The organism is Nitrospina sp. 32_T5 (assembly GCF_052156635.1).
Lineage (GTDB): Bacteria > Nitrospinota > Nitrospinia > Nitrospinales > Nitrospinaceae > Nitrospina.
In genome coordinates this window covers 1-11,945 of the sequence record NZ_JBQKUO010000007.1, presented here as the reverse complement: position 1 = coordinate 11,945, position 11,945 = coordinate 1, and the positions used below count along the sequence as shown (strand labels likewise).

At 51.3% G+C, this 11,945-nt stretch carries 8 protein-coding genes; all 8 read right to left on the bottom strand.

The window, feature by feature from the left end; translation table 11 throughout:
- A partial coding sequence (locus ACTRW9_RS14095) for a response regulator (RefSeq protein ID WP_442429832.1) occupies nucleotides 1–787 on the bottom strand: 787 nt, incomplete at its 3' end.
- Complete coding sequence (locus tag ACTRW9_RS14090; protein ID WP_442429831.1) at nucleotides 780–3,503, bottom strand: MASE1 domain-containing protein; 2,724 nt, start codon at nucleotides 3,501–3,503, stop codon at nucleotides 780–782. The genes ACTRW9_RS14095 and ACTRW9_RS14090, both read right to left, overlap by 8 nt.
- Nucleotides 3,504–3,955: 452 nt before the next feature.
- Nucleotides 3,956–5,158 carry a response regulator gene (locus ACTRW9_RS14085; protein WP_442429830.1) on the bottom strand — a complete coding sequence of 401 codons (1,203 nt, stop codon included), beginning with the start codon at nucleotides 5,156–5,158 and terminating at the stop codon, nucleotides 3,956–3,958.
- Nucleotides 5,159–5,348: 190 nt separating this feature from the next.
- Entirely contained in the window at nucleotides 5,349–8,153 is a 2,805-nt protein-coding gene (locus ACTRW9_RS14080; RefSeq protein ID WP_442429829.1) for an MASE1 domain-containing protein, read from the bottom strand.
- 417 nt (nucleotides 8,154–8,570) lie between these two features.
- Entirely contained in the window at nucleotides 8,571–9,008 is a 438-nt protein-coding gene (locus ACTRW9_RS14075) for a tetratricopeptide repeat protein (protein ID WP_442427817.1), read from the bottom strand.
- 170 nt (nucleotides 9,009–9,178) lie between these two features.
- Nucleotides 9,179–9,652, bottom strand: a complete 474-nt coding sequence (locus ACTRW9_RS14070) for a tetratricopeptide repeat-containing protein (protein WP_442429828.1) — start codon at nucleotides 9,650–9,652, stop codon at nucleotides 9,179–9,181.
- A 530-nt stretch (nucleotides 9,653–10,182) separates the two neighbouring features.
- A complete protein-coding gene (locus tag ACTRW9_RS14065) occupies nucleotides 10,183–10,392 on the bottom strand; it encodes a hypothetical protein (RefSeq protein WP_442429827.1) in 210 nt (69 codons plus the stop codon).
- Nucleotides 10,393–10,716: 324 nt separating this feature from the next.
- Entirely contained in the window at nucleotides 10,717–11,721 is a 1,005-nt protein-coding gene (locus tag ACTRW9_RS14060) for an ethylbenzene dehydrogenase-related protein (protein WP_442429826.1), read from the bottom strand.
- Nucleotides 11,722–11,945 lie beyond the last annotated feature (224 nt).

Below are 11,945 nucleotides of genomic sequence, written 5' to 3'. Positions count from 1 at the left end.
CCTTCCTGTGATACAACACGATTTTGGACACATCCTTGAGATGCGGAATGTTTTCCAGAAGCTTCATGCTGGTCTTGGGGATGTTGCGAAACAATTCTTCTTCCCGGACCGAGAGGGGCGCTTTTTTATTTTTTTTGTAAAGGATGTGCGGCGGTATGGTGATGTTGCCGATGGGTGCCAGCATGGCCGCCAGTTCCAACTGCCATGTTTCCTCGTATTCCAGGACGTTTGCGATTTCCCTCACCACTTCCCGCACCCGCGTACCCCGGCTGAACAGGTTGCTGTCGAAGTTGGTCAGAAGCTCCATCAGGATGGACACGCTGCCGTTGAGAGTCTCTTCCAGCACTTCACGGGTTTTGTCGTATTGTGTTTTGAGTGAGCGGCGGAGATAAAGGAGTTCCAGGTGGTTGCGCACGCGGGCGCATACTTCCTCCTGTTGAATGGGCTTGCGGATGTAATCGACGCCTCCCGCCTGAAACCCTTCCACCACGTCCTGGGTTTCACGACGGGCGGTGATGAAGATGACGGGAATGTTGAGGCCGATTTCCGTGGCCTTCAATCGCCGGCAGGTCTCGAAGCCATCGATACCCGGCATCATGACATCGAGCAGGATCAGGTCCGGCATCAGTTCCGGCACGATCTCGAGGGTTTCATTGCCACTGGAGGCAAAGGCGAGGCGATAGCCCTCCGGCTCCAAAGCACCCCTTAAAACCGCAAGGTTGGAAGGGGTGTCGTCTACGAGCAAAATGCGTTTATTGGTTTGGTCAAACTTCTGGTATTCAGCCATGCCCAACAGTGTCTAGTACTTTAAGGATGCCATCTTTGTCAAACTTTTCGGCCAAAGCTTTAAGGTGAGACGCAAGTTGAGGCCCCTGTGGTTGGATCTTCTCGATTTCAGTCAACTGCTTCTCCATCTCTGCAATCATACCTAATTTTGCCATCTTTTTCAGGTTAAGTAATAAAAAATCAGGGACCTTCACTTTGGAAAAATTAACTTCGGAATCAGCTAAGTTCGGTTTTTCTATATCGTCCAGGGCCCGGTTTTTCTTTCCATGCTCAAATTCCACGCGGAGTATATCCTGCAGGGCCTTGAGAAGTTCCTCCCGCAAAAATGGTTTCCCGATAAATCCATCCACACCTTCCTTCAAAAACCGATCACGTTCGTGCCTGTAATTGGAAGCGGTGACGATTACGATGCGGATGTCCTGGTTTTCATGCTGGATGGCCTTCGCCGCTTCCAGACCGTTGAGTTGCGGCATTTTGAAATCCATAAAAATGATATCCGGCTTCCACCCGCCGGCCATTTCGATGCCTTCTTTTCCCGAATAAGCCTTTTGGACTTCCACTCCGATAGCCATGAGCATTTCGGACAAAACGTCGACGTTGGCCTCATTGTCGTCCACAACCAGTGCCCTCACCGGGTGCCTCGGGCTGAGCCGCAATACGGTGGAAAGGCTCTCGACGGCCCTTTCTTTTTTCTCCATCACAGGAGGCAGGGGCAGGGTGAAGCGGAACAGCGATCCTTTGCCCACCTCGGACTCCACTTCCAACTCACCGTCCATCATATTTGCAAGCCGCTGGGAGATGGTCAATCCCAATCCCGTTCCTCCGCGCTCCATCCCTTCCCAGTTCTGTTCGTAATAATTGAATATTGTTTTCTGCTGATCCCTGGAGATGCCAATCCCCGTGTCCGTTACCTCGAATTGGTACACATCCTCACCCTTTCGCTGGACATGGAAGGAGACCGCGCCCTCATCGGTGAATTTAAGCGCGTTATCCAGCAGGTTGATGAGGATCTGCCGCAGTTTACCCTGGTCACCATGCACCCATTCGTCCTTGTTGCTCAGGTCGTTGCGCAAGTCGAACTCAATTCCTTTTTCATCACACCGGACCCGGAAGATATCGGCCAGGTCACTCACCATGGAACTGAGGCTCAGGTCCTGTTTGTTCAACTTCAATTTACCGGCTTCGATTTTGGAAAAATCCAGAATATCGTTAATCAGGTCCAACAGGTGATGCCCGGCTTTCTGGATACCTTCCATCTTGACCCGCTGGTCCCGGTTGAGTTCCTGATCCTTGGTCAGAATCTGGGTGTAACCGAGGATGGCGTTCATGGGGGTGCGGATTTCATGGCTCATGCTGGAGAGAAAAACGCTTTTGGCCCGGTTGGCCTGCTCGGCTTTTTCGCGTGCTGCGACGATTTCGCGCTGGATTTCCTTTTTTTCCGAGATGTCGAGGGCCACCGCCAGGATCCAGTCCTCCCCGTCCACCCGGGCCATCTGCAACCGAACTTCAACCGGATAGGTGCTGCCGTCTTTTCGCCGGTGAAGGGTCTCGATCACCGGTCGCGGGTTGTCGCCGCTTTTCATGCTTTCAAACAATTCCTCCAGCCGGCTTTCATTGAACTCCGGCGCGATGGCAATAGGAGTGCACGCCTGCAACTCCTCAAGGGAATACCCCAGGTTCTGGCGCGCGCCCTGATTGACATAGACAAATTGATAGGTTTCGGGATCAGCCAGATAGATTTCATGAAATGCCTGGCTGAGCAGGTTTCCCAACTGGATGGACTGACGGGTGGCCTCGAGAACACGGTTCAGCAGGGAATGAAGCAGGTAGGCTGTCATCATGAGTCCGAACAGGTAACCCTGGAGCAAGAGCACGCTTTTATCATGGTCGGTTTCGACCGGGTAATCGGTCAGTCCGATGCCCCAGATGGTCAACAGGCTCACTCCAACCATGACCACGACCCCGCCCACCTGTCGGAAACGGAAAATCGACCACACAAGCAACGGGAAAGACAAAAGAATGAGCGGGTATTCCGGAAAAGTGATGGGCGTGTGGAAAATAATCCGGGCACCTGCGTAGAGCAATCCCGCAAGCAGGACCGCCTCCACTTTTTTCTGCGAAGTCAGCGGCTGCAGACGCGATGTCTGAAACGCGGTGAAAAAAGGTGTGACCATGAGGACTCCCAGACTGTCGCCCAGCCATCCGGTGATCCAGGAAATGCCATACTGGTCCAGAGTGATGATGTCGGCCCAGACCAGTGCCGTCACAGTGAAATTGGTATGGATGAGGCTGTTCAACAAGCCGCCCACGAAGACGAATACGGTCAGGTCCCGCAGGTGATGGAGGGGATGAAGATTCCTCAGCCATCGCCTTTGAATGTAACCGCCGGTCCAGGTCTGGAGAGTCGCGCCGAAAGCAATGAGGACAGCGACCCCGACCAGAACTGGAAAGGAGAGGTGGGAGGCGGGGTGGGGATGCAGTCCCAACCAGTATATCAAGGTAAGGAAAAAGGCTCCTGCAAAGACTCCCGGTAAAACGCGGTAGCCGAACAGGAGATGAAAGCCCAGTGCGACTCCCAGCGGAAGAAAAACGGGAAACGAATGTCCATGAAAATGGGTGAGTGAGGCAAGCAAACAACCGCTTAAAATATAAGATGCCATCACCAGTACATTGGCGTGAAACGCTGTAAAACTATTCAATATGGCGGGAGATCTCATGACCCGGCACCTTATATTTTTGAATAGAGGGAACACCCCCCTCGCCCATTTACCTTCCAAGTGCCCGCGCAACTTGAACCCGGCATTTCTCCAGGAAAAAGATACCAATGCGTCGTGGCAATCATATTAAGAACGGTTCGCTGGACTCATCCTTGACCTTCGGAAGGCCCCTCCCCTTCCGGTGCTTTCAGGGATACCTGGCCAGAATGATGTTTTTTTCTTCTTTTCAGGTTAAGGCAATTTATATAAATATGGTATATCAAATAACCGGCCTTCGGATTTCGGAGAGGGCATTCCGGAGGGCCCCTTCCAATATTCCTGAAAACCCCCACCCTACCTGGCTAGTGCCTCCTTTTTGAAAGAATTTGATACAGCCATCCGGGCCGCAATCCAGAGATACTTTGGTCCGAATATCCTTTTTCCCTTATTTGCATTTTTTCTTTCAAGCCGATTCAGGTTTCCAAAACCAGAATGGGCTCCTTGATGCCGACGAACTCCTTATGATTTTTCAATAGCATCATGTGCAGTTCCGTGATGGTCTGCCCGGGGTTGAGCAGGATCATTCCTTCCTTGTTTTCAATTTTGTCGGCGAGCACCAGGCCGGTTTTCAGTTCCTCAAAAGAAATGGATTTCTCCACCTTCGGGGACTGCTCCAGGATTTGCTCCTGCCGGTCAATGAAGACCCTGAATTTTGCCATCAGGAAAGGGTCATACTGTTTGGGGTTTTCTTCCAGCCGTTCGACGGCGCGGGCCCCCTCCAGACCATTCAATTCTGCGAAAACGAAATCCGACAACAACTTTAGAACCCGCGACTCAATCGGCAGACCTTCTCTTTGAGGGCCATCCTCGGGGAATCCACTTCCGTCATATCCCTTTTGATGAAAGCGTACGATTTTCGAAATTGCTTTCAGATGGGGAATCTTTTCCAGCAACCGGGCTCCCGCCTCGGGAACCCGGATGAGCATGTCCTTTTCCACCGGGGACAGGCTTCTGTTTTCCCGGTATCGGGCAATCGTGTCCGGCGGCAGGGTGACCAGCCCCAGCGGCAGAAACATGGCGGCGATTTCCAGCGTGGTGGTGTCCTCGAACCCAAGGGCCGAACCGCATTCCTTCACCAGTTGGCGCAGCCGCGCGGCATGGTTGAACAAGTTGGGATCAAACCCCGCGAGAACCTGGTGGAAGATGTTCAAACTTCCAGTCAGAGTTTGCTCCAGAAGTTCCTGCGTATGGTGGACTTGAGTCTCCAGCGTTCGTCTGAGGGTGATCAGCTCCATGTGGCTTCGAACGCGGGCGCGCACTTCTTCATGCTGGAATGGCTTGGTTATGTAATCGATCCCACCGGCATCAAATCCCGCCAAAAGGTCCGGGGTGTCCGTGCGAGCGGTCACAAAAACGACGGGGATGCCTTTGCCCGTTTCGGATTTCTTGAGGCGGCGGCAGGTTTCGAAGCCATCGATCCCGGGCATCATGACATCCAGCAGTATCAGGTCCGGTTTCAGTTCGGGGACGATGCCCAAGGCGTCTTCACCTGTGGCTGCAAACGCGAGTTCGTATCCCTCTTCCTGCAAAGTTCCCCGCAATACCTCCAGGTTTGCGGGTTGGTCATCGACCAGCAGAACCATCCATGAATTATCCCCGGCCTTGTAATCCGTCATCCCGCCCCTCTTTCATCCACAAGGTCCATTTCTGTGATGCAACATCCATGGTAAAACATCGTTAAACAATTTTATGCCACAATTCGCAAGACTCCACCCCTGAAAATACAGCGTCTGCTTTGGGCACCCCACCCTTGATGAATTACAAACGAATTTAAGCTTTTCAACTTGAATTGCAATTCCAAGGAGTCTAGGAGGGATGCTGGAGAGTGCAGGTCTCCAGTAGTTTCATTATGCCGTTTTTATCAAAATTTTCAGCCTTCTCCCGAAGTTGCGCGGCCATTTCGACCCCTTCGGGTCCCAGGGATTCAACGTCCTTTAGAACTTCTTCAAACTGACTCATGATTCCCAGGCGGGCGAACTTTTTCAGTTTTGACAGGAGCGGTCCGGGCAGGGCCAGCGGAGCGGTTTGTCTGTTTTTCTCAGGAAAGGGATCCGTCGTTTTTTCCGTTTCTTTCCGGTATACGAACTCGAGGCCCAATAAATCATGCAAGGACTTGAACACCTCTCCGCGCATGAAGGGTTTTGCAATGAATCCCTGCACTCCCTCCCTCAAAAATCGTTCCTTTTCATGGCGGTAGCTGGATGCGGTGACCATGACAATTTTGGTGGATTCCTCGCTTAGGTTGTTTTGGACCATTTTGGCTGTATCCAGACCGTTGAGTCCCGGCATCCGGTAGTCCATGAAAATGATATCGGGTTTCCAGGCCAGGGCACTGTCGATGGCATCCCAGCCGCTGACCACCGCCTGGCATTCAATTCCGATATCGGTGAGCATTTCCTCCATGACTTCGATGTTGGACTGGTTGTCGTCCACAATTAGGGCGCGGACGGATTGGTCCGCAGCCAGCGCGATCACTTGTTCGTAATCGCGATGGTCTTCCCTGGGCCGCTCCTGAGCGGAAGGGAGCTTTATGGAAAAGAAAAACCGGGAACCCCATCCGGGGTAGGATTCCATTTTCAGCTCCCCACCCATCAGCTCCACCTGCCGCCTGGAAATGGACAGGCCCAACCCGGTTCCGCCCTTTTCCTGACCGTTCTGGTTCTGGATGAAATAATCGAACACCTCTTCCTGCTTTTCGAGGGGGATGCCACATCCGGTATCGACGACTTCGAACAAATATTGATCTTTCTTTTCCTCGGTAACGCGAAAAAACACTTTGCCCTGATCGGTGAATTTAACGGCGTTCTCAAGCAGGTTGATGAGAATCTGCCGGAGTTTTCCCTGGTCGCCTTCCACCCAACGCCTCTGCCCGCTGAAACTGTATTCCACCTTCAAGGTCAGGTGGTTCCTTTCACAACGGTTGTGGAATATCACCTGCAAATCCCCAATCAGGCCCGACAGGCTGAATTGCGCTACGTTCAACTCCATTTTCCCGGCTTCGATTTTGGAGAAATCCAGGATATCGTTGATCAGGCCGAGAAGATGGTTGCCTGCTTTCTGGATTCCATCCACCCGCTTTTTCTGGTCGGTCGACAAGGTGTCGTCACGCTCCAGAATCTGCACGTAACCCAGAATGGCGTTCATGGGTGTGCGGATTTCGTGGCTCATGTTGGATATGAACATGCTTTTGGCCTGGTTTGCCTCCTCGGCGCGAACGCGGGCGTTGACGATGGCGTCCTGCGCCAGGCGTTTGTCGGTCGTGTCCGTGGCGATGGCGGTCAGGTATTTCTTGTTGCCGAACGTCGCAATGTTCACATAGGCTTCGATGGGGTAAGTCGAGCCGTTCCGGCATTTGTGAATCGCTTCCACCCGCTCCATCCTGTCCGGGTCCTCCGACAAACGGTCGACCAGTTGGTTCAACTCCTGGCGGGTTATTCCCTGGGTGAAATCCAAAGGCTTCATTTGCAGGACCTCTTCCATGGTATAGCCCAGCCTCTTGCAGGCACCCTGGTTGACAAATACGTATTTCATGGATTCCAGCTCGATCACGTAGATTTCATTGATCGCCCGGTTCAGCAGAACCCCGAACTTTTCGGACTCGCTTTGATGCTGGTAGCTGGTGGCTATGGTGGCGCCCAGGACGAGGGACATGGCGGCCAGCACAAACAAGTACAGTTGAAGCAGAAGGACGGCGGTTTCGGCGGGCTTCGGGCCCATGGGACCGCGGCCCTCAGCCGTACCCCAGATGGCGATCAAGGCGGTGTACAGGATGGCCAGGATGGCTCCGGGCTGGTGAAATCGAAGCGCCGCCCACACCAGAACCGGGAACAACAGGTAAACCAGGGGATAATTGGTCTGCTCCAACCAGGGCCCGTAAACCACCTGGCCCACGATGTACAGCACCAGGGCCAGGAGCACCGCCTCCCGACCCGCTTTTGGTAGCAGCAGCGTACGGTTTTTTTTCTGAAAAACCAGAAAAAACGGGGTGATGTGAATGACCGCAAGCAGGTTCGACAGCCAACTGATGATCCAGTACGACCCCATTCCGGAACCGGGAATTTGCCCGGAAAGATTAAAAAGAATAAGCGACCAAAACGGAAAGATTTGCGTGGAAAGGGCGGCCACACCAAACACAAATATCATTACCTCACTGATGCCATTGAGGGGCGTGTCCTTCTCCAGCCACTTCTGAACCAGGGTGGCGCCGACCCACACCTGAAGGAAGCTCCCCAGGGCCAACAAGGCGGAGAATCCCAGCATTTGCACCTGGTCGAAATCCGCAAATTGGGTCTGGCCGGACCAGAAAAAGAAAGCGGTGGTGCCCAACAAAATGCCGGGGGTCACTCGGTGGGAATACAGCAGGTAGGCCCCCAGGGCGATACCGTGAGGAATATGAATGATCAGGTTGGTGCTGAGCGGGTGCGCCAACCTGGTCATCAGTATCCCACTAAAAAATATCAGGAGTGTGACAATCAGGTTGTGCTTCAGTACCTGTATGCTTGTTTGGGAGTTCTCTTTCGCCATGAGTTTGCCTTCATCACGAACATCAAAAGCCGCCGTCAGATTTTTAATGGTAATGGTGGGGTATTCATTTGCATTGGCGGCAGGCACCCTCCCTGGTTCCTTCGAATTAAACAATTCTCACATATTCAAAGAGAAACGGAAAGCCTTTTTTGACATACCGATAGATAAGCCAGGGCGTCTATTCTTGTACTTAAAAACAATGGGCGGGCCACGAAGGGCCGTCTGAGGTGGGGATTTAAATTGCGTTGCCGGGCGGGAATGCTCCCCGACCAAAACCACAGCAGGTGGAGGTATCCGGATTTGGCATCCTGCCAGTTGGAACATCGGTGCCCGTCAAAGGGAAAAAACGATCGACAGTTAAAAAGTGCCTTAAAGAGCCTGCGGGCGGCTCTTCAATTCACAGGGGCAAACTCCTTAAAGGGACCGTTACGGGAAACAGGTTTTTGGCGTATTTCCCCAGGGGCTGGTGGACCCAACCCCGGCCCTTGGAGTGGCAACCCGAAATCAGGCAACGGCCTGGCCCATTCGAGAAAAAAGGGATTTGATTTTTCTTTCAATTTCGTGGGCCATATCCCCCATACCGGACTGACGCGCAATCTGGTGGGCCCGCTCGAAAAACTGGATGGCTTTTTCATATTCTCCCTGCCCTGCCAGTGCCAGACCCAGATTGTTGCAGGTCTGCGCAAGAAGCGGATGATCCGGACTGCAAACCCGGTGAAAGCCCTGCAATGCCTGGTACATGTTTTGCGCGGCCATGGCATAATCCTTTTTCTTGAAAAATATACTCCCAATGTTACTGTAAATAAAAGAGGCTTCAGGATGGTATTCGCCACAGGTTTTGATCCGTTCATTGAGGGCCTGACTGTAATAACCCACTGCCTGGTCAAAAAGTCCATTTGCCTGAGCTTCTTTACCCAATCGTACCCATTCCGTCGAATTCATGATTTCCTCCGCTGTTTTTACTTGAGTCGCTTGCCTTTTTTCGGGATCCGTTCCCGAGTCCCCCGGAACCCTGGGTCAAGCTCTCTCGGTTCCTATTATTTATATTTACAGGTTAGGTAAATATAATGATGATTGCAACCCTAAAATTGATAAAAAAGCATTTATTCTTTTTAATTTTCCGTAACCGCTTGTTTTTTTATGGGGTTTGGTTTCGAGGAATTTCCAATTTGAACGAAAAGATCGGCAATCATCCCTTCCAAATCCGGAACCGGGTCATTCATTCCATTTTTCTTATAAATGGATAAAGCCTTTTCAAAATATTGGATGGCTTTTTCGAGATCTCCATCCTGCCGACAAACCTTACCCAGATTATGGAAGGCTTCAGCCAGCATGGGGTGTTTGGGATCGCAAATTTTAGACAGGGTTTTTAAAGAATCTTCCAGGTATTTAATGGCTTTGGCCGTATCGCCCTTTTGAACCCAAAGGTTACCCAGACTGTTTTTAATAAAGGCCACATCAGGGTGAAACTTACCCAGGGACTCCTCATTCGCTGTTAAAGACTTCTGGAACCATTCCAATGCCTCATCCAGGCGCCCCTGGATTTGTGCATTTTTCCCTTTTAAAAACAAATCTGTGGCAATCATAAGCTTTCCTCTCCGCTGGTATTTCCTTTAAAACCGGGCGTTCTCCCTGCCCCCCTCCTTGCAGAGAAGAGATTCCAATTCATCTTCGAAAATCCATTTTTTTAATTTTTTGGAAATGAACTAAATTTAGGTTAAGGGCTTCCAATTATTTTGGAAAGCGGAATTTAAAAAAAACAACAAATAATCAGTAATTGTCAATATAACTACATTTTTTTCAACCATTTATAATTATCCCAGCTGAGCTGTTATTAAGCCATATTGGACAAAATAAAACCCCAAACCGATTTTTAATTTATTCTGGAAATGTAAAATTGCACTTATTCGAATTCTTTCCAACAAATTCTTTTCGGTTTTTGTTTCAAATGAAACCAGTAACCATTTCAAACCCTACTACTTTAAAGAATTAAAAACAGTCCGAGACCCGTTTCCCGGGAGTTGGTGGAATCGGTTTGATAAATCAGGGAATTTTTTGGAAATGGAAAAGTAATTCCAAAAAGAAGGGGTTGGGGATAATTGAGGAGTGGATTAAACTAAGGAGTATCTCTTTTTTCAATACCTTGAATTATAACCCGTCCAACCATGCGGCCCGCCACATTGGGTGCCTGGGTGCGTAAATATTCTTTTACTTTTAGAACGGCATCACGGTCGTCCAATGCTTTCACAAAAATGCTGAAATCATCTTCTGTTTGGGTGTCATCAACCACAATCACCCCACGGATTTTAAAAAAATGTTCTTTCATCGTAAAAAAGGACTGGTTTTTGGGGACTGTAAAAGAGGTACCAGATTATGACTTCTTTGCCAAGGACTGAATGAGTCGTGGGGGGGGGGACAGGAGATTCCGACCAAGAGGGAAGGAAGGGTAAGGTATTTCGCTTTCCATGCACGGATTGTAAAGAATCGCCCGGGTCAAAGGCGGTTCTTTTAACCACGAAAATAACAAACCCCCTTCACTCTTTAGCCGACTGTAAACCCTAAGGGAGGATGGGTTGTAAAAACTCCCGGAAGCCCGGGGGAACGGGACTTCCGGGAGCGCTTCCAGTCTTGAAAAAGGAATGCCCGTCAGTCAGTACTTCAGGGTATTCCAGGCCGTAATGGCTTTCTGGCCATTGCGTTCCTTGTTGGCACCGTTCCAGATGGCGATGGACATCGGCGTGCTGTTGCCGGTGAACTGAACGTCATTGGCATCTTCGGTCTTCAAAGGTCGTTTGAAAACCACCGCCCAACGATCGTTGTTCCAGTTGCCTTCACCATCCACATCCTGGTTGGCCTGCGTGGTCAGCGTGCTGAAACCCTCGGCGTTGAGGTCTTCAACCGGAGACCGCCGCAAGGATGCGTCGGACATGATGTTGTGGGTAGCCCGGCCCGGGTTGTAAACGCCTTCGTTTTTACCCATGCCCAGGTCCACGAAGGTGGAGCGTTTGACGATATTGCCAGCACCACCGGTATGGACACCTTCATTGGTGCGCTCATCTTTGCTGCCAGACATACCAGGCTTCAAGGCACCTTTCAGCAACAGGCCTCCATCCGGCTCATACATGTAGTAACCACTGGAACCCATTGCCATGTTGGTGTAATAGTCTTCCAGATCCTGCATGCCTGCATTACCGGCACGGCCTGCGCCTTCCTTATTCCAGGTCGCTTTCCACTGCCAGATGTTGACACGCTCGCCTTCCGAACCCATGGTGAAAGGAGGCTCACTGCCTGCCTTCACCGGGAACATCAGCGCGGCCTGGTCCTTGTAATGCTGGGACCGGACCATGATGTCGTCGCGGACACCGTCATTCCATTCCAGGCGAATGGCGATTTCCTTGTCATTGCGTGCCGCCTTGATATTCACCCACTTCGTAGCCGGGTTCGGCCACATCGGGTTGGTGATCATCTGTGGGTCCAAATCGACCACGACACCTTTGCCTTTAGTGGGGCCGTAAGGTGACCAGAACAGATCGGTAGGATCGATCGGAATGTCCCGCTTGCCGACATTCAGGGCTTCGATGGTTGCCGCAGAAGACACCATCGCACCGCCCAGAACAAACGCGGCAATGGTTGCAAATACTACGCTTTTTTTCATTTTCACGGTTTTCCTCCTGTTAAGCAGTTTCCGGGTTTGAAAGCGCATCCCCTCCCGTTCCAAACCAGGTTCAAACCGCCTCCCGGAACAGGGCTTGGTGCCCTGTTCCGGAGCGGCAGATGATACCCGACTTAGAACGCACCAGGATGCTCTTCGGGCCGGACATAGAAAGGCTCTTCAACCGTGACACGGATGATCTCCTTACCCTTCCGGTTGAACCCGAT